The sequence below is a fragment of the Polynucleobacter yangtzensis genome, from assembly GCF_001595965.1.
Lineage (GTDB): Bacteria > Pseudomonadota > Gammaproteobacteria > Burkholderiales > Burkholderiaceae > Polynucleobacter > Polynucleobacter yangtzensis.
Genome location: NZ_LOJI01000001.1, coordinates 120,765 through 137,572 on the forward strand (window position 1 = coordinate 120,765; position 16,808 = coordinate 137,572).

General features: G+C 46.7%; 20 protein-coding genes and 1 tRNA gene. 15 read left to right on the forward strand and 6 right to left on the reverse strand.

The window, feature by feature from the left end; translation table 11 throughout:
• Positions 1-7: 7 nt before the first annotated feature.
• Positions 8-1,990 carry a monovalent cation:proton antiporter family protein gene (locus tag JaK3_RS00590; RefSeq protein WP_068319613.1) on the reverse strand — a complete coding sequence of 661 codons (1,983 nt, stop codon included), beginning with the start codon at positions 1,988-1,990 and terminating at the stop codon, positions 8-10.
• Between the two features lie 11 nt (positions 1,991-2,001).
• Between JaK3_RS00590 and JaK3_RS00595 the strand changes: the two genes are divergently transcribed.
• The 9 genes from JaK3_RS00595 (at position 2,002) to rapZ (ending at position 8,458) form a co-directional block, all read left to right on the forward strand.
• Positions 2,002-2,994 (forward strand): KpsF/GutQ family sugar-phosphate isomerase, encoded by a 993-nt coding sequence (locus JaK3_RS00595; protein WP_068319615.1) that lies wholly within the window; start codon positions 2,002-2,004, stop codon positions 2,992-2,994.
• A gap of 23 nt (positions 2,995-3,017) precedes the next feature.
• Positions 3,018-3,590: a KdsC family phosphatase gene (locus JaK3_RS00600; protein ID WP_068319616.1), complete on the forward strand. Its 573-nt coding sequence runs from the start codon at positions 3,018-3,020 to the stop codon at positions 3,588-3,590.
• A 3-nt stretch (positions 3,591-3,593) separates the two neighbouring features.
• A complete protein-coding gene (lptC, locus tag JaK3_RS00605) occupies positions 3,594-4,235 on the forward strand; it encodes an LPS export ABC transporter periplasmic protein LptC (RefSeq protein WP_068319617.1) in 642 nt (213 codons plus the stop codon).
• On the forward strand, positions 4,235-4,804 hold the full coding sequence (lptA, locus tag JaK3_RS00610; protein ID WP_068319618.1) for a lipopolysaccharide transport periplasmic protein LptA: 570 nt from the start codon (positions 4,235-4,237) through the stop codon (positions 4,802-4,804). Before lptC ends, lptA begins: the two co-directional genes overlap by 1 nt.
• Entirely contained in the window at positions 4,801-5,568 is a 768-nt protein-coding gene (gene lptB / locus JaK3_RS00615) for an LPS export ABC transporter ATP-binding protein (RefSeq protein WP_068319620.1), read from the forward strand. Before lptA ends, lptB begins: the two co-directional genes overlap by 4 nt.
• 194 nt (positions 5,569-5,762) lie before the next feature.
• Entirely contained in the window at positions 5,763-6,086 is a 324-nt protein-coding gene (hpf, locus tag JaK3_RS00625; protein ID WP_068319625.1) for a ribosome hibernation-promoting factor, HPF/YfiA family, read from the forward strand.
• A 33-nt stretch (positions 6,087-6,119) separates the two neighbouring features.
• Positions 6,120-6,581: a PTS sugar transporter subunit IIA gene (locus JaK3_RS00630; RefSeq protein ID WP_068319629.1), complete on the forward strand. Its 462-nt coding sequence runs from the start codon at positions 6,120-6,122 to the stop codon at positions 6,579-6,581.
• Entirely contained in the window at positions 6,578-7,564 is a 987-nt protein-coding gene (gene hprK, locus JaK3_RS00635) for an HPr(Ser) kinase/phosphatase (protein ID WP_068319631.1), read from the forward strand. Before JaK3_RS00630 ends, hprK begins: the two co-directional genes overlap by 4 nt.
• 3 nt (positions 7,565-7,567) lie before the next feature.
• Entirely contained in the window at positions 7,568-8,458 is an 891-nt protein-coding gene (gene rapZ / locus JaK3_RS00640; protein ID WP_068319632.1) for an RNase adapter RapZ, read from the forward strand.
• Here rapZ and mutY read toward each other — a convergent pair.
• Positions 8,403-9,548: an A/G-specific adenine glycosylase gene (gene mutY, locus JaK3_RS00645; protein ID WP_068319636.1), complete on the reverse strand. Its 1,146-nt coding sequence runs from the start codon at positions 9,546-9,548 to the stop codon at positions 8,403-8,405. The genes rapZ and mutY overlap by 56 nt on opposite strands.
• Positions 9,533-10,369: a bifunctional DNA-formamidopyrimidine glycosylase/DNA-(apurinic or apyrimidinic site) lyase gene (gene mutM / locus JaK3_RS00650; protein WP_068319638.1), complete on the reverse strand. Its 837-nt coding sequence runs from the start codon at positions 10,367-10,369 to the stop codon at positions 9,533-9,535. The genes mutY and mutM overlap by 16 nt, the downstream gene beginning before the upstream one ends.
• A gap of 35 nt (positions 10,370-10,404) precedes the next feature.
• On the opposite strand from mutM, the gene JaK3_RS00655 reads away from it, so the two are divergent.
• The 6 genes from JaK3_RS00655 to pth all read left to right on the forward strand — a co-directional run bounded on the left by JaK3_RS00655 (position 10,405) and on the right by pth (position 15,367).
• A complete protein-coding gene (locus JaK3_RS00655) occupies positions 10,405-11,892 on the forward strand; it encodes a lipoprotein insertase outer membrane protein LolB (RefSeq protein WP_068319639.1) in 1,488 nt (495 codons plus the stop codon).
• Between the two features lie 11 nt (positions 11,893-11,903).
• On the forward strand, positions 11,904-12,782 hold the full coding sequence (gene ispE / locus JaK3_RS00660; RefSeq protein WP_420865677.1) for a 4-(cytidine 5'-diphospho)-2-C-methyl-D-erythritol kinase: 879 nt from the start codon (positions 11,904-11,906) through the stop codon (positions 12,780-12,782).
• A gap of 5 nt (positions 12,783-12,787) precedes the next feature.
• A tRNA-Gln gene (locus JaK3_RS00665) sits at positions 12,788-12,864 on the forward strand.
• Positions 12,865-12,918: 54 nt separating this feature from the next.
• Entirely contained in the window at positions 12,919-13,884 is a 966-nt protein-coding gene (locus JaK3_RS00670) for a ribose-phosphate pyrophosphokinase (protein WP_068319641.1), read from the forward strand.
• Between the two features lie 136 nt (positions 13,885-14,020).
• Positions 14,021-14,665 carry a 50S ribosomal protein L25/general stress protein Ctc gene (locus JaK3_RS00675; RefSeq protein ID WP_068319643.1) on the forward strand — a complete coding sequence of 215 codons (645 nt, stop codon included), beginning with the start codon at positions 14,021-14,023 and terminating at the stop codon, positions 14,663-14,665.
• 111 nt (positions 14,666-14,776) lie between these two features.
• Positions 14,777-15,367, forward strand: a complete 591-nt coding sequence (pth, locus tag JaK3_RS00680; RefSeq protein ID WP_068319644.1) for an aminoacyl-tRNA hydrolase — start codon at positions 14,777-14,779, stop codon at positions 15,365-15,367.
• 17 nt (positions 15,368-15,384) lie between these two features.
• On the opposite strand, the gene JaK3_RS00685 is transcribed toward pth, so the two are convergent.
• From JaK3_RS00685 to rsmD, 3 genes are read right to left on the reverse strand one after another with little or no spacing between them, the layout of a single operon-like run.
• A complete protein-coding gene (locus tag JaK3_RS00685) occupies positions 15,385-15,651 on the reverse strand; it encodes a YfhL family 4Fe-4S dicluster ferredoxin (protein WP_068319646.1) in 267 nt (88 codons plus the stop codon).
• A 25-nt stretch (positions 15,652-15,676) separates the two neighbouring features.
• Positions 15,677-16,174 carry a pantetheine-phosphate adenylyltransferase gene (gene coaD / locus JaK3_RS00690; protein ID WP_068319648.1) on the reverse strand — a complete coding sequence of 166 codons (498 nt, stop codon included), beginning with the start codon at positions 16,172-16,174 and terminating at the stop codon, positions 15,677-15,679.
• Between the two features lie 36 nt (positions 16,175-16,210).
• Complete coding sequence (rsmD, locus tag JaK3_RS00695; protein WP_068320631.1) at positions 16,211-16,807, reverse strand: 16S rRNA (guanine(966)-N(2))-methyltransferase RsmD; 597 nt, start codon at positions 16,805-16,807, stop codon at positions 16,211-16,213.
• Position 16,808 lies beyond the last annotated feature (1 nt).

The following is a 16,808-nucleotide window of genomic DNA, read 5'->3' on the forward strand; positions in this document are numbered from 1 at the left end:
TCAGATCTCAGAGCAATTTGGCTTCAGCCAAATCGGTTGCTTCTGAATTGCCTGAGATCACCAAAATATCGTTAGCTTCTAGCTGCAGATCTAGAGTGGGGTCCAACTTCACATAATCAGCGTTACGGCTCTTACGACGAACCGCCTGAACGTTAACGCCCTCTTTCTCTAGGTCAAGCTCACCTAGCGTTTTACCAATTGCCTGTGAATTAGGTAAAAGCGTGATGGCATGCAAGCGCCAAGATTCATTGGATCCAAAGTCATCGTCGGCCGATCCGCGGAAGTAACCCCTCAACAAGCTATAGCGCTCTTCCCGTGCAGTAGTAATGCGGCGGACCACCTTGCGCATCGGCACACCCATAATTAACAAGACGTGTGAGGCAATCATCAAACTGCCTTCGATTAACTCAGGGACAACCTCGGTAGCACCCGCAGCCTGTAACTTCGCAATATCCGCATCATCTCTGGTGCGCACTAATACAGTCATGCCTGGACGCAAATGCTCAACTTGACGGAGAACACGCATGCTTGCAGCGGTATCAGCATAGGTAATTACTACCGCCTTTGCCCTCGAGAGGCCGGCAGCAACTAAATAGTTTTCACGACTTGCATCGCCATAAACCACATTGTCGCCAGCAGCTGCAGCTTCTTTGACGCGATCTGGATCTAAATCCAAGGCAATGTACGGAATTTTTTCTTGATCAAGCATGCGTGCCAAACTTTGGCCTGAACGACCAAAGCCACAAATAACGACATGGTTTTCATTGCGCACACTCTTGGCAGCAACACGTGTTAATGCAAGAGATTGCAATAGCCATTCATTACTAGAGAAGCGCATTGCAATACGATCGCTATATTCAATTAGGAATGGCGCGCAGAACATGGAGATCAACATGGCTGCTAATACCGCTTGACTCAAAGTGGGATCAATCAAATCCAAACCATCAATCTGATTGAGCAACACAAAGCCGAATTCACCTGCCTGAGCTAGACACAGGCCAGTTCTAATGGAGATGCCGGGGCTTGAGCCAAAGACTCTAGACAACAAAGCGATAAGGCCAAACTTAAAGATAAGTGGCCCGATTAACAAAGCGAGAACAAGCACCCACTGCTCGCGAATGACATTGAAATCAAGCAACATGCCAATCGTAATAAAGAAGAGGCCGAGCAAGACATCACGGAATGGTTTGACGTCTTCTTCCACCTGATGGCGATAAGGGGTTTCAGAAATCAACATACCGGCCAAGAAAGCGCCAAGCGCTAGCGACAAACCAAAATGCTCTGTGAGCCCCGCCATGCCGAGCACAATCAACAAAAGGTTCAGCATGAACAACTCTTGTGAGCGCAACTTAGCAACCAACCTAAACCAATGACTCATCAAGCTTTGGCCAATAAAGAAAATCAATACCAAGGCCATCGTGATTTTGATCGATGCTGCAGTCAATGCAACAAATAAGTCAGAAGGATTTTTTCCGAGAGATGGCAATAAGATCAAAAGGAATACAACCGCCAAATCCTGGAATAGCAAAATACCCACAACGTTACGACCATGTTCGGTTTCTAATTCAGCGCGATCCGAAATCAATTTAGTCACAATTGCTGTGGATGACATTGCCAATGCGCCACCTAAAGCAATGGCGGCATGCCACGATATGGGGTAAATCCAATTCATTAATAAGCTAGCGGGAATCGCCAACAGCATTGTCAGAATGACTTGACTACCGCCTAGGCCAAATACGATAGATCGCATTGCCCGCAGCTTGTGGAGGTTAAATTCCAGACCGATCGAGAACATCAAGAAAACTACGCCAAATTCGGCTAAATACTTAACGGTGGCTGAGTCATTGGCCAAACCCAAGGCATGGGGGCCAATCAGCACGCCGATGGCCAAATAGCCCAAAATAGGGGGCAAGCCAAAATAGCGGAAAATAACTACTCCGGCCACACCTGAGGCCAGGAGAATGAGGGTTAATTGAAGGACTGACGGCATATACTTACTCGATGATAGCTAAGACTCGTGAACGTACCCTAAAGCTTGCGCGCGACACCCTCACTATTGAGGCTGCTGCACTGCAAACAATGCGTGATCGCCTAGAAGGCGTCAATGCTGACGCCCTTGTGCTGGCGGTTGAACTTCTGCATGGCTGCAAAGGCCGAATCGTGGTTTCCGGAATAGGCAAATCTGGTCATATTGCTCGCAAAATTGCCGCCACCTTTGCATCTACCGGCTCCCCTGCCTTTTTTGTTCACCCTGCTGAGGCTAGCCATGGTGATTTAGGCATGGTTACTAGAGACGATGTTTTTGTAGCACTATCTAATTCCGGTGAAACGGATGAGCTTTTGACCATCGTACCTATTGTGAAGCGCACTGGCGCCAAACTCATTGCGCTAACCGGCGCACCAAATTCTTCTCTTGCCAAATTAGCGGATGCTCATCTGGATACCAGCGTAGAAAAAGAAGCTTGTCCATTAAATCTCGCGCCCACTACCAGCACTACTGCTGCATTAGCAATGGGTGATGCCTTGGCTGTTGCATTGCTTGACGCCAGAGGATTTAAAGCTGAAGACTTTATTCGCTCTCATCCTGGTGGCAGACTGGGTCGCAAGCAACTGATGCATGTCAGCGAAGTGATGCGCAGTTTTGCAGACACCCCAAAGATCTCGATCGATGCATCTCTGCAAGACGCCTTATTAGAGATGACTTCAAAACGTATGGGCATGGTGGTAATTCTGGATGCCAACAAAAAAGTGTTTGGCATATTGACCGATGGTGACTTACGTCGCCTGCTAGAAAAAACTACCAACCTAGATGGCATCAAACTCGAGAGCGCAACTACTGCCGATCCTCGCACCATCCCGGCTGAACTACTGGCTGAAGAGGCGATTGAGATGATGGAGAAGCATCGCATCAATCATCTAGTGGTGACTGATGACAAAGGTCGTTTATTGGGTGCCCTAAATCTGCATGATTTATTTGCAGCCAAAGTTATTTAATTTCCTTAGCAATCGATCTATTCATGCCCAGCGCCTTTAGTACTCATAACACCAACCCATTAGCCCAATATCCTCAAGCCTGGGAGCGCGCAGGCAAGGTAAAGCTCTTAGTGCTAGATGTAGATGGCGTCTTAACGAATGGTCAAGTTTGGATTGGCGCCGATGGCAAAGAATCTTTAAAAGCTTTTGATATTCAAGACGGTTTGGGTATAAAGCTATTAGAGCAATGTGGCATTCCTACTGCAATCATCACCGGCAGAAATTCAAAAATGGTTTTGGCACGCTGTGAAGAGCTTGGAATTAAACATGTCCACATGGGCGTTGAAAACAAAGCTATTGCATTAGCAGAAGTCATCAAATCCCTAGGACTCACTTCAGCAGATTGTGCCGTTATGGGTGACGACTGGCCAGACATGCAAATGATGAAACGGGCTGGTTTAAGAATTTGTCCAGCACAAGGTCATGAAGCTGTTAAAGAATTTGCTCACTTAGTAACTACCCGTAACGGCGGCAATAGTGCTGTACGCGAAGTGTGTGATCTCATTCTCAAAGCACAGAATCGCTATGAAGAATTACTAGCCAAGGCTCGTATCTAAGCAATGCAACTGAATCCCCAACAAATTAGGCTTGGTATTGGTCGCACATTGTTGCGCCTGATGCCGTTGCTTTTGATGGGCGTCCTGACTCTATCCACTTTTTGGTTAGTGCAAAAAACTACTCCACCAGAAAAATCTCCTCTAGAGCGAGTACGCCTTCATGAGCCTGATTACACTATTAAAGATGGCGCGCTATCTGCGCTAAATGAATTAGGAAACACTAAATATCGAATTCTGGGTGTGAAGGTAACTCACTATGATGATGACGCATCCATCGATATTCTGACGCCCCGCATGCGTTTGTTTCAAGCTGATAAGGCGCCGGTAACAGTCAAGTCCGATACTGGGCATCTTGATGGCGATCTCACCATTTTGGATTTATACGATAACGCTAGCATTTACCGACCTGCTCAAGAGGCCACAGCAACCCAGCCAGCCACTTTAAGAATGTTGGCTAGCTCTAGTTATTTCAAAGTTTTAATTAACGACGACATTATTGAAACGAATCGACCCATTACCCTGGAACAGGGAATGTCAATCATGAACTCCACAGATGGCGGAGTATTTAATAATATTGAACAAAGTATGGTGCTCAGCGGTCAAGTTAAGGGACGTATTGAACGCGCGCCCCGGAGAAATCCATAATGCGCATCATTCATTGGCAGCAGGCTCGAATCCTTCTTGGCTTCCTTGTATTAGGGCTCTCTATAGCGAGTCCAGCGCACGCTGAAAAAGCAGATCAAGACAAGCCCGTTATTTTGGAAGCAGAGAAAGTTTCCGTAAACGACGTTAAACAAATTTATGACCTTAACGGTCAAGTTCTCCTTATCAAAGGCAGCATTATTGTTACCGGTGAAGATGGGCACATTACAGTCGATCCTCAAGGTTATGAATTTGTTGATGTCATCGGTAATCCCAATGAGGTAGCCAGCTTCAGGCAACGTCGCGAAGGACCCGCAGATGAATTTATGCAAGGGCGTGGCGCCCAGGTTACATATGATGCCAAAACAGAGTTCCTAACAATCACTGGAGACGCCAGCCTGAAACGCTTACTCAATATGCAAATGCTCGATCAATTAAAGGGCTGGAAAATTGAGTACGATGATGTAAAGCAGTACTATCGTGTCATCCCTCCAAAGGATGCAAAGCCAGAAGACCTACCATTAGCAAGAGCCATCCTTTCACCAAGACGAAAAGCAACATTAGAGAAATGACAGCGGATTTAACTCAAGCCAGCGATGCGCCCACACTCAGCGCCCATAACCTACAAAAACGTTATGGCTCAAGGACTGTGGTTCGTGACGTATCCGTTCAAGTGCGATGTGGAGAGGTAGTAGGTTTGTTAGGCCCCAATGGAGCGGGTAAAACAACCTCCTTCTACATGATTGTTGGCCTTGTTCCTCTCGATGGTGGAAACATTGTTTTAGACGGCGCAGATATTACGCATTTGCCAATTCACGAAAGAGCCCGCATGGGCCTTTCTTATTTACCGCAAGAAGCGTCTGTATTTCGAAAGCTCAACGTAGCTGAAAATATCCAAGCCGTACTTGAGCTCCAAGTTCAGGGTGGCAAACCTCTCAGTAAAGCTGAGATTGCCAATCGCCTAGATGAGCTCTTGGGCGAACTCCAGATTAGCCATCTGCGCAATAATCCAGCACTCTCCCTGTCGGGTGGCGAGCGCAGGCGCGTTGAGATTGCAAGAGCCCTTGCTTCCCAGCCTAAATTTATTCTGTTAGATGAACCCTTTGCCGGCGTTGACCCTATTGCCGTTGGGGAAATTCAGCGGATCGTACGCTTTTTGCGAGACCGTCAAATTGGGGTTCTGATTACCGACCACAATGTCCGCGAAACCCTAGGCATCTGCGACCACGCTTACATCATCAGCGAGGGCAGCGTGCTAGCCGAAGGGAAACCAGATCAGATTATTCAAAACGATGCTGTTAGAAGAGTCTATCTGGGTGAAAACTTCCGGATGTAAGCCCAGCAAGGCTTCCGACCTTTTTAGTAATAAAAATCGCTTCACCCTCTTGGTTTTCAGCAAATTCGCTGATACGCTGGAGTCTCATGGTTTATTTTTCCAAAAAAAACAGCTCAAAAAATTTCAGGGGCCTGCTGCGCACCCTAAGCATCACTATGCGCACGCATTAATAGTATCTATACAAGGAGTTGCTAATGAATTTAAAAATTAATAGCCGTCATGTAGAAGTTACACCCGCAATGCGCTCACACCTTGAGGCGGGGCTAGCCAAAATTCGTAAGCACTTTGACCACGTGATTGATGCGTCCGCCTTTCTGATAGTGGATAAGGCCAAGGAAAAGGATCTTCGCCAAAGCGCTGAGATCACTATTCACCTTAAGGGGAAGGACTTGTTCGCTGAAGCACATAACGCCGACCTCTATCATGCGATGGATGCGGTAGTGGATAAACTGGAGCGTCAAGTTGTCAAACACAAGGAAAAGATCCAAGATCATCACCACGAAAAGCATTTTGAGTGATCTCTTGCGTCAGGACACCTATAATCAATTCACATGAATGCCCTGACCCAACTTTTTACTCCCGACTGCATTGCATTGGACGTACCTGCCAAAAGTAGGGCCGATGCATTTGCAGCCGCTGGAGAGCTATTTGCCAAACAAACTGGGATCGACAAAAGTTCTGTAGTCGAGTTCCTCAATGCACGCGAAGATTTAGGCTCTACCGCCCTTGGTGCTGGGGTAGCTATTCCTCACGGTCGAGTTAAAGGGCTTAAGCAACCAAACGCAGCCTATATGCGACTCCAAAGTCCTATTGAGTTTGCAGCTCCCGACGGTGAACCGGTATCCATTCTGATTTTCTTATTGGTACCTGAAAAAGCTACACAACAACATTTAGAAATCCTATCTTCAATTGCTCAACTGCTATCAGACGCAGATGCGCGCCAAACTTTACTTTCATCTACAGACCCCTCAAAAGTTTGTGACCTCCTACAACGCTGGGGTACAGCAAAATGACTCAGCCATTACTCCTAGACGGAGTAACTGCTCAGCAGATTTTTGATGACAATGTTTCAGAATTAAAACTTTCTTGGATTGGTGGCCTCGAAGGCGCTGATCGCACATTTCCACCTGAGGCTGTAAAAGCCGCTGCTGCCAGCTCGGACTTGGTGGGGCACTTAAATCTAATCCACCCGAGCCGTATACAAATCTTCGGCGAGCAAGAGGTCGACTATCACGCTGCTCTGGAGCCAAAACAAAAACAAGAGCAAATTGCGAGTTTGATTTCTAAAACTCCACCATGTGTGATTGTGGCCGACGGCAAGAGTGCAGACCCTGATTTACAACTTTTCTGCCAACGTTCTTCAACACCTTTATTTACTACTGCGATTTCTGCTGCAGAGGTAATTGATCATTTACGTACCTACCTAACCAAAATTGGCGCGCCTCAAATCACAATGCATGGTGTCTTTATGGACATCTTGGGTCTTGGCGTCCTACTCACTGGCGAATCTGGTCTTGGCAAGAGTGAATTGGGTCTTGAGTTGATCTCGCGTGGCCACGGCCTGGTTGCGGATGATGCAGTTGACTTTGCACGGCTTGGACCTGATTACATTGAGGGTCGCTGCCCTGTTATCTTGCGTAACTTACTCGAAGTTCGTGGATTGGGATTATTGGATATCCGGACGATCTTCGGTGAAACAGCTGTTCGTCGCAAATTAAAACTGCGCCTAATTGTTCAGCTTGTACGCAGAACTGATGGTGAGTTTGAGCGCTTGCCGCTTGAAGCTCAGCACATTGATGTATTGGGCATTCCAATCCGTACGGTCAAAATTCAGGTTGCTGCTGGTCGCAACTTAGCCGTTCTAGTTGAGGCAGCGGTCCGCAATACGATTTTGCAATTGCGCGGCATTGACACCCTGAAGGAATTCATTGAGCGCCAACGTCTGCAAATGAATGCAGAGGCAGACTCCATTAAGTCACAGGGTCGCTTACTTTAAGTTATGCAAATTAATCTGATTACCGGAATCTCAGGCTCAGGTAAATCAGTAGCCCTGAGGGCTTTTGAAGATGCAGGCTATGACTGCGTTGATAACCTTCCTGTTTCTCTTTTAGAAAATCTCATCTCCACTCTAGAGCAAGAGCAATGCGAGCGAGTTGCGGTTGCCATCGATGCTCGTCGAGGACAATCCATTGCAGAGCTGCCATCTATTCTTGAGAACTTACGCAAAAATCATCAGGTCCGAGTTGTATTCTTAAATGCCGATACCAATACTTTGGTGCAACGCTTTTCAGAAACACGTCGTCGCCACCCCTTATCTACCAATGCCAAGCAGTCCCAATCAGCAACGCTCATTGAGGCCATTGATAAAGAACGTAACCTGCTAGAGCCCTTACGCGCCCAAGCGCACAGCATTGATACCAGCAACATTCCCGCTCATGCGCTGCGCTCTTGGATTCAGGATCTTCTCAAAGATAAGCCTGTTGGCTTGACTGTGGTATTTGAATCGTTTGGATTTAAAAAAGGAGTGCCAAGCGAGGCAGATCTCGTTTTTGATGTGCGCTGCCTACCCAACCCTCACTACGACAAAATCCTAAGACCACTTACCGGCAACGACAAACCTGTCAAAGAGTTCTTAGAAAAAATTCCTGAGGTAGTGAATATGGAGGCGGACATTACGCAATTCATTCATCGCTGGCTGCCGCATTACATTGCCGATGGACGCAGTTATCTAACGGTGGCTATCGGCTGTACTGGTGGTCAACATCGCTCGGTTTATTTAGTTAATCGCTTAAGTGAATACTTTCGCAGCCAAAAAGACTTCAGCAACTTACAGCTTAATTTTTTAGACCGTCACCGCGAACTAGACTCAATCCCTGTAGCAAAATCTTAATCGGTTGCGGTAGGCCGTAGCGCCCCAACTGATTCAAGGGCACCCACTTTAAATCCGGGTTTGAAAGCGTCAACTCCTTTGAGCAATTTGATTGCCATATATGCATCCATAGACGTCTATGAGTAAATACATGCTTAATTTCATTTGCCTTCTGGAAAGGCTTACAAGCCTTTGCAAGGGCCACCGTCTTTACTTGTGGCATCGCAGCTTCAAACAATTCCTGTGAGCTTAAATCAGCCTCTTTAGAGCCCAGCACCCTGGGCTTCCAGGTTGATTCAGGCAGAGACCAGAGGCCGCCCCAAATCGCTTTGCTGGGGCGCTTTTGCAGCAAAACAGAATTACCTGAACGGATCAACAACATATTGCAGTCGAATTCAGGAGATTTCGTTTTCTTGGTTTTTTGCGGAAGCAGAAGTACTTGATCGCTCAAATTAGCCTGGCAGTCTTTTGCAAAGGGGCATTTTCTTTCAGATCCCAAACAAACCGGTTTGCGTGATGTGCACCAGGTTGCACCAAAGTCCATCAAGGCTTGCGTATATACCGGCATATCAACCGATTTTTTTGGCAGCATATCGGTTGCCAAATTCCAAAGTTGATCATTCACGGCCTTGTCTTGAATGCTACCCTCAACCGCAAATAAACGAGCCAAGATGCGCTTCACATTGGCATCCAAAATGGGCGCACGTTCATGAAATGCAAAGGCAGCGACTGCACCCGCAGTAGAGCGACCAATACCTTTTAATTGCTCTAGCAAAACGGGATCACTTGGAAACTTCCCCGCAAATTCTGTCATTACTTGCTTGGCACATGAATGCAAATTTCTAGCGCGAGAGTAGTAGCCTAAGCCAGCCCATTCTGCCAACACTTCATCAATATCTGCAGCAGCTAATTTTTTAACCGTTGGGAAGCGCTTCATAAAGCGTGGGTAGCGCTCAAGCACAGTGGCCACCTGGGTTTGTTGCAGCATGATTTCAGACACCCATACCGCGTACGGATCTCGATTGCCTTGCCAAGGCAAGCCAGAGCGACCGCTGATGCCATGCCAAGCAATTAACTTTGGCGCAAAGGTGTTAATCAGCGTTTTTGACATTGTGGGCAAAAGTAGGTGGAGCGCTGACCCTGCACTATCTGGCTAATGGGCGTTTTACATACCTTGCATGGCAACCCCTTGCGATCGTAGACCTTGGTTTGGACCATGAAATGTCCTGGATCGCCATCACTATTCACAAAATCTTTTAGTGAGCTACCACCGGCATCAATTGCTTTTTTTAGTATCAACCTGACAGCCTGTGCAAGGCGCGAACATTGTGGTCGAGTTAACTTTCCGGCCGCCTTAGCAGGATGAATGCCTGCCTCAAATAAACTTTCAGAACAATAAATATTACCAACACCGACAACTGCTTGGCCTGCCAAAAGAAATTGTTTAACTGCAACACTACGCTTGCGCGAAGATTGATACAAAACCTCTGCACCTAATTCTCCCGAAAACTCTGGAGAGAATGGCTCTACTCCCAGCTTTTGCAAAAGCGTAAATTTTTCAATAGGGCCCTTAGATTTAGGGTGCCACAAAACGGCGCCAAATTTTCTAGGGTCATGCAAACGCAAACTCAACTTCCCAAATTCAAACGTTACTCGATCATGGGTCTTCAGGGGATCCGAGCTTGGTAAAACTCGCAAGGTTCCCGTCATCCCCAAATGAATGAGCAAATAACCCGTATCCATTTCCAATAAGAGGTACTTGCCGCGACGCTCTATGGTGCTGACCTTTTGCCCCGGCAAGGATTTGCTTAGACTTACAGGGACGGGCCAACGCAAGCGCCCATCAATGATTTTGACGGCGGTGACTTTGCGTCCCTCAAGGTGAGGCGCAATTCCTAATCGTGTGACCTCTACTTCTGGAAGTTCTGGCATAAATGGATTGTAGATTCGCGGATTAGAATGTGCTTATGAGTAAATTCGTACTGAAACCTCTATTACCGGCTTTATTCCTGGCAACCTTGGCTGGTGGAGTCCTTTCACACGCCCAAGCGCAGCCGCAGGCAAATGGATTACAAACCGGTGAAGCCATCTTTGAGGTGCTTGCCTCCGAAATCGCGCTCCAACGTGGCGAGGCTGGCTTGGCCTACAACACCTACCTGGAGATGGCGCGTCAATACAAAGATCCTAGGTTGGCCCAAAGAGCGATGGAAATAGCGATTGCGGGCGGCTCACCAGACCTAGCCATGCAAGCCGCTAAGACTTGGGATGAACTATCTCCAGCTTCAGATTCAAAGCCGAAAGAAGTTTTAGTGACCCTGTTGATTCTGAGCAATCGCTGGTCTGATGCAGTTAAGCCAGCCATCGCATTGCTGCGACAACAAACTCCGGCACAACAAGTAAACACTCTTTTGCAATTACAAGCACTGCTTGCCAAAGCAAAAGATGAATCGGATGCACTGCGTGCGTTTTATGAAATCGCATCAACCGTCAAAATTGCCCCCAAAGATCCTGGCTTGCTCTACACCTATGCAATGTCTGCCGAAAAAGTCGGCCGCATCGATGTCATGGAAAAAACCTTGCGCGATATTTTGCGGAAATACCCAAATGATGTGAACTCTTTAAATGCTCTTGGCTACTCTCTGGCTGATCGAAATGTACAGTTACCAGAAGCATTTGCACTAATCACCAAAGCACATCAACTATCACCAAAAGACAGTTTCATTTTGGATAGCTTGGGTTGGGTGAATTTTCGTCTTGGAAAAAACGCTCTCGCCTTAGAGCAACTGCAACAAGCATTTGCCATGAAACCAGAAGCAGATATTGCTGCCCATGTTGGAGAGGTTTTGTGGGTCATGAATCGCCAGAGCGAAGCAGAAGCAATCTGGCGAAAAGGCCAGAAGTTGGATGCCAATAACCCAACGCTTAAGGAAACACTTAAACGCTTTAAGCCTGATTGGACAAGAGATGATCAAACAGCTAAAGGTTCTTGGGATGGTCGTTTCGCAGTCAAAGTTATTGGCTTAACTGAAACACAAAACCAAGGTGGCTCAGGCGGATTTACCTTAACGCAAGAATCGTTAAAAGATGTACTAGAGATACGCAATCCCATGGGTGGATCAATTGCAAAAATTACCATCACACCAGGTGAAGCAACTCTGGAGAGCGATGGTAAGGTTGTAACGGCAGTAGACGCTGACACCTTAGTACAAAATACCTTAGGACTCCCCCTGCCAGCAAGAGGTCTATCAAACTGGTTAAGAGGTGAGGTTCGTGCCGGTAGTGAAGCGAGCGTTGATAGAAATGCTAATGGCCAGGTGAACAAAATTAGTCAAGATGGCTGGGACCTTCTCTATACGTGGAGCAATACCGGTCGTCTAGAGAAACTCACTATGACACGCAGCTCGAATATTGGTTCAATTGATATTCGTCTTGTATTTGACAGACCGAATGATTAAGCAAGAAGAATATGGTGAGTCTCGATTCTTTATCTCTTCGCTCGCCAGCTAAGCTCAATCTTTTTTTACATATTGTTGGGCGCAGAGAAGATGGTTATCACCTACTTCAATCCGTCTTTCAACTCATCGACTGGTGTGACACGCTCCACTTAAAACGCATTCCTGAAAATGAAGTGCGCCGAGTAAATCCCATTCCTGGAGTTGCACCTGAACAAGATTTAGTAGTACGCGCCGCAAATCTGTTGAAAGATTTTTGCAAGCTTGAGGCTGGTGTTGAAATTGATCTGCAAAAACAAATTCCGATGGGCGCAGGAATGGGTGGCGGATCCTCGGATGCAGCAAGCACATTGATTGGCCTCAACACTCTTTGGAATCTCAATCTACCCAATGAAACTCTTTGTAACTTGGGTTTAAAGCTAGGGGCTGATGTCCCATTCTTTATTTTTGGCAAAAATGCCTTTGTTGAAGGTATTGGGGAGAAAATTCAAGAAATTTCTCTTGAAACTCCTCATTTTTTGGTCATCTTCCCCAACCAGGCTATTGCAACCGCTAGTATTTTTCAAGACCCGGAATTGACCCGAGATCACGCTCAGATTACAATAGATGGCTTTCTTGCATCGCCATTGTTATTTCAATCAAATGATTGTCAGGCTGTAGCGATGCGGATTTGCCCAGAAGTGAAGCAAGCTTTGGATTGGATTACCCAGGCAGTACCGGGCTCTCAGCCCCGTATGTCCGGATCTGGAAGTAGCGTTTTTGCAGTCTTAGACCCTAAGACTGACTTCGCAAAACTAGAAAATCTGCTTCAAAATCTTCCTAAAGGGTGGGTAGGTCGGGTTGTTCGGGGGCTAAATAAAAATCCCGCTTACAATTTGATTTCTTCAGATTGACCTGTAGGGGAATCGCCAAGCTGGTTAAGGCACTGGATTTTGATTCCAGCATGCGAAGGTTCGAATCCTTCTTCCCCTGCCAAAGACTGTAGAAACGACAAAGAAAACCTTTTGACCCCACAAAACCCTTAAGACTATGTCCTCCATAAACGCAGATTTATTGACTCTTTTCACAGGCAACGCAAATCCCGTTTTGGCTGAGGCTGTAGCCAAAGAACTCAATCTCCCGATGGGAAAAGCCTTTGTTGGCCGCTTCTCAGACGGTGAGATCCAAGTAGAAATTCAAGAAAACGTTCGCGGCAAAAATGTCGTAGTGATCCAATCAACCTGTGCACCTACAAACGACAGCTTGATGGAGCTCATGATCATGATTGATGCCCTGAAACGAGCATCTGCAAGCCGCATAACCGCAGTGATTCCTTACTTCGGCTATGCCCGTCAGGACCGTCGCCCCCGTTCAGCGCGTGTTGCGATCTCTGCACGTATCGTGGCAAACATGCTCCAGTCTGTTGCTGGCATTGAGCGGGTTTTGACAATGGACTTGCATGCCGACCAGATTCAAGGCTTTTTTGATATCCCAGTAGATAACATCTACGCCTCTCCAGTCCTTTTAGCCGATTTAGAAGCGCAGAAAACCAAAAAAGACCTCATCATTGTGTCTCCAGACATAGGCGGCGTAGTTCGCGCCCGCGCGATGGCTAAGCAATTAGGTACTGATTTGGCGATTATTGATAAACGTCGCCCTAAAGCAAACGTATCTGAAGTAATGCACCTAATCGGCGAAGTAGAAGGCCGCCACTGCGTAATCATGGACGACATCATTGATACTGGCGGAACCCTCTGTAAAGCCGCTGAGGCGCTTAAAGAGCGTGGTGCTAAGGGTGTTACCGCCTACTGTACTCACGCCGTGCTATCAGGCGGTGCTGTGGCCCGTATTGCAGCTTCTGAGCTAGACGAATTGGTTGTTACCGATACCATTCCCCTCACTCCTGAAGCCATGAAAGTAGCAAAAATTCGCCAATTAAGCGTTGCCCCCATCCTTGCTGAAACCCTTTCCCGCATTAGTAAAGGTGATTCAGTGATGTCGATGTTTGCCGAATAAGCCAAAAATCACAGTTTTACCCCGGTTTTTGGCAGTTTTAAGCATTTTGTAGGCAAAAACGTCCTTTCCCACGATATAATCGAAGGCTTTTCTGTTTGGTCGCGAACGGAAATTAACCTTAACTAGGGAATTAAATATGAAAGTTGTTGCCTTTGAAAGAAGCGTACAGGGAACGGGTGCGAGCCGCCGTCTGCGCAATTCCGGAAAAACTCCGGGAATCGTTTACGGTAGTAAAGATCCAGCCTTGGTCATTGAGTTAGACCACAACGCGTTGTTCCATGCTCTCCGTAAAGAAGCATTTCACTCATCTATTTTGGATTTGGAAATTGGTGGCAAGACACAGAAAGTGTTGTTGCGCGATTACCAAATGCATCCATTTAAACCATTGGTATTGCACATTGACTTCCAGCGCGTATCCGCGTCTGAGAAAGTTCATATGCGCGTTCCATTGCACTTCACAAATGCTGACACTTCAGCTGCTGTGAAATTGCAAGGCGCTGTTATCAGCCACATCATGACTGAGCTCGAAGTTTCTTGCTTACCAGCAGACTTGCCAGAGTTCATCGAAGTGGACTTGGCTAAGATTGAAGTTGGTCATGGTATTCATGCTAAAGACATCGCATTGCCAAAAGGCGTTACCTTGGTATTGCATGTTGAGCAAGAGAACCCAGTGCTTGCTAATGCACGTATCCCAGCAGTTAAAGCTGCTGAGCCTACCGATGCGCCTGCAGCACCAGCTGCAGCAGCTCCGGCTGCTGATGCGGCAAAGGATAAAGCTTAATTCATTAGCTAAATCACTTGTACTGGAAGGCCTGCGCAAGCGGGCCTTTTTTATTGTCCCAAGTTTTCATTCTTTTTTGGCGAAATACTTTTATATCTTTAAACTCTCAACATGACTAAATTAATTGTTGGCTTAGGCAACCCTGGAGATGAACATGAAGAAGATCGGCATAACGCTGGCTTCTGGTTTGTCGACGCCTTAGCAAAACAATTGGGCGTTCGTTTTGAATCAGAGAAACGCTTTCATGGAAAAGTAGCTAAAGCAAAATGGGAAGGTGAAGACCTCTTTCTACTAAAACCGAGCACTTACATGAATCTGAGTGGTCAGTCTGTTGGCGCGCTTTGTCGTTTTCATAAAATGACACCTGCAGATATTTTGGTAGTGCAAGATGAACTGGATCTCAAGCCGGGCACTGCACGCTTAAAACTAGGCGGGGGCACAGGTGGTCACAACGGCTTAAAAGATATTCAGGCGCATTTAAGTACCCCAGAGTATTGGCGCTTGCGCCTAGGTATTGGTCACCCCAGAGATTTAGCAGGCGATGGCCGCCCTATGGACGTTGCAGATTATGTATTGCGCAGACCGCAATTAGCCGAGCAAAAACTTATCGATGCCAGCATTGAAAATGGCTTACAAATTTTGTCACTTTTTTTGAAAGGCGATACCCAAACCGCCATGATGGAGCTCCACTCGAAGGGCTGACCGTATATGCCGCCCAGTTAGGCTGGGTTGGCTTTCTTATTGGCAGTTAATAGCTTGAACTTCACCATCAACTGCTCTTGAGATTCAACAACTTCAGGATTAAACGGAATGCAATCTACTGGGCAGACTTGGCGGCATTGAGGGGCATCGTAGTGCCCCACACATTCAGTGCACTTACTGGGATCAATTTCATAAATCTCTAGACCCATATAAATCGCATCATTCGGACATTCTGGCTCACATACATCACAGTTGATGCATTCGTCCGTAATCATTAAAGCCATGATTTAGTCGCCAAATTTCATTTGGTCACTCTTTATTCTGAGCACCAGAAGCAATTTTTTTCACAAGCCATTTTTCCACTGATGGGAAAACAAACTTGCTCACATCACCACCCATCGATGCAATTTCACGCACGAAGGTTCCGGAGATAAATTGATATTGATCTGATGGAGTTAAAAACAGTGTTTCAACATCCGGCAATAAATAGCGATTCATACCCGCCATTTGGAACTCGTATTCGAAGTCAGAGACAGCTCGTAAACCACGCACAATCACGCGCGCATTATGTTCACGCGCAAAATCTTTTAACAGACCAGTAAAGCCCACAACTTTGACATTGGGATAATGTCCCAGCACTTCCTTGGCGATATCAATACGCTCTTGCAGTGTAAAGAATGGGCGCTTGCTACGGCTATCGGCGACACCCACAATTAGCTCTGTGAAAATGCTTGATGCACGACGCACCAAGTCCTCGTGACCACGAGTAAATGGATCAAATGTTCCAGGGTATACAGCAACAGTCATATTATTCCTAAGGCTTTATCGGCTACAGGCAAGAGTTTAGCCTCTTCCACCCCGAAATAGACAGGCTTTTACCTGTCCTGCCTCTAAGTATTTTCCACAATGCCAGTCCGGCAATAGGGCCTCTATCTCTTCGCGAGGACGGGTAGATGGGAATTCGACATAAATACCACCTCCAGAGGCGTCATCACACACTCTTCCCGCCTCAATCACAGCTCGATCTAGTAAGCTCGAATCCTGAAATGGGGGATCAATAAAAATTAAGTTACTGGAGCGATCCGCTTGTTGCTTCAAAAACTCCAGGCTATCTCGTTGCAATATTTCTACAACCCCATCAGCGGGAGATGACTGCAATAAAGCAAAGTTAGCGTTTAAGTTTGCGTGAGCCTTCTTATCCTTCTCCAGCAAGATCACTAATTGCGCCCCTCTCGAAGCCGCCTCAAAACCTAGAGCGCCAGTACCGGCAAAAAGATCTAAACAGCGTAAGCCTGATAAATCCTGCCCCAACCAATTAAATAGCGTCTCTCGGATTCGGTCAGTTGTGGGACGCAAGCCCGGCAAATCTAAAACCGTTAGCAGACGACTCCTCCAGTTACCCCCAATAATTCGAACCTTCTTGGGCGGTTCAGTCTTCAAA

What these genes read in the sequence shown, in the direction of transcription:
- JaK3_RS00590 (WP_068319613.1), bottom strand. Translation starts at nt 1,990, where the DNA reads ATGCCGTCAGTCCTTCAATTAACCCTCATTCTCCTGGCCTCAGGTGTG.
- JaK3_RS00595 (WP_068319615.1), top strand. Translation starts at nt 2,002, where the DNA reads ATGATAGCTAAGACTCGTGAACGTACCCTAAAGCTTGCGCGCGACACC.
- JaK3_RS00600 (WP_068319616.1), top strand. Translation starts at nt 3,018, where the DNA reads ATGCCCAGCGCCTTTAGTACTCATAACACCAACCCATTAGCCCAATAT.
- lptC (WP_068319617.1), top strand. Translation starts at nt 3,594, where the DNA reads ATGCAACTGAATCCCCAACAAATTAGGCTTGGTATTGGTCGCACATTG.
- lptA (WP_068319618.1), top strand. Translation starts at nt 4,235, where the DNA reads ATGCGCATCATTCATTGGCAGCAGGCTCGAATCCTTCTTGGCTTCCTT.
- lptB (WP_068319620.1), top strand. Translation starts at nt 4,801, where the DNA reads ATGACAGCGGATTTAACTCAAGCCAGCGATGCGCCCACACTCAGCGCC.
- hpf (WP_068319625.1), top strand. Translation starts at nt 5,763, where the DNA reads ATGAATTTAAAAATTAATAGCCGTCATGTAGAAGTTACACCCGCAATG.
- JaK3_RS00630 (WP_068319629.1), top strand. Translation starts at nt 6,120, where the DNA reads ATGAATGCCCTGACCCAACTTTTTACTCCCGACTGCATTGCATTGGAC.
- hprK (WP_068319631.1), top strand. Translation starts at nt 6,578, where the DNA reads ATGACTCAGCCATTACTCCTAGACGGAGTAACTGCTCAGCAGATTTTT.
- rapZ (WP_068319632.1), top strand. Translation starts at nt 7,568, where the DNA reads ATGCAAATTAATCTGATTACCGGAATCTCAGGCTCAGGTAAATCAGTA.
- mutY (WP_068319636.1), bottom strand. Translation starts at nt 9,548, where the DNA reads ATGTCAAAAACGCTGATTAACACCTTTGCGCCAAAGTTAATTGCTTGG.
- mutM (WP_068319638.1), bottom strand. Translation starts at nt 10,369, where the DNA reads ATGCCAGAACTTCCAGAAGTAGAGGTCACACGATTAGGAATTGCGCCT.
- JaK3_RS00655 (WP_068319639.1), top strand. Translation starts at nt 10,405, where the DNA reads ATGAGTAAATTCGTACTGAAACCTCTATTACCGGCTTTATTCCTGGCA.
- ispE (WP_420865677.1), top strand. Translation starts at nt 11,904, where the DNA reads ATGGTGAGTCTCGATTCTTTATCTCTTCGCTCGCCAGCTAAGCTCAAT.
- JaK3_RS00670 (WP_068319641.1), top strand. Translation starts at nt 12,919, where the DNA reads ATGTCCTCCATAAACGCAGATTTATTGACTCTTTTCACAGGCAACGCA.
- JaK3_RS00675 (WP_068319643.1), top strand. Translation starts at nt 14,021, where the DNA reads ATGAAAGTTGTTGCCTTTGAAAGAAGCGTACAGGGAACGGGTGCGAGC.
- pth (WP_068319644.1), top strand. Translation starts at nt 14,777, where the DNA reads ATGACTAAATTAATTGTTGGCTTAGGCAACCCTGGAGATGAACATGAA.
- JaK3_RS00685 (WP_068319646.1), bottom strand. Translation starts at nt 15,651, where the DNA reads ATGGCTTTAATGATTACGGACGAATGCATCAACTGTGATGTATGTGAG.
- coaD (WP_068319648.1), bottom strand. Translation starts at nt 16,174, where the DNA reads ATGACTGTTGCTGTATACCCTGGAACATTTGATCCATTTACTCGTGGT.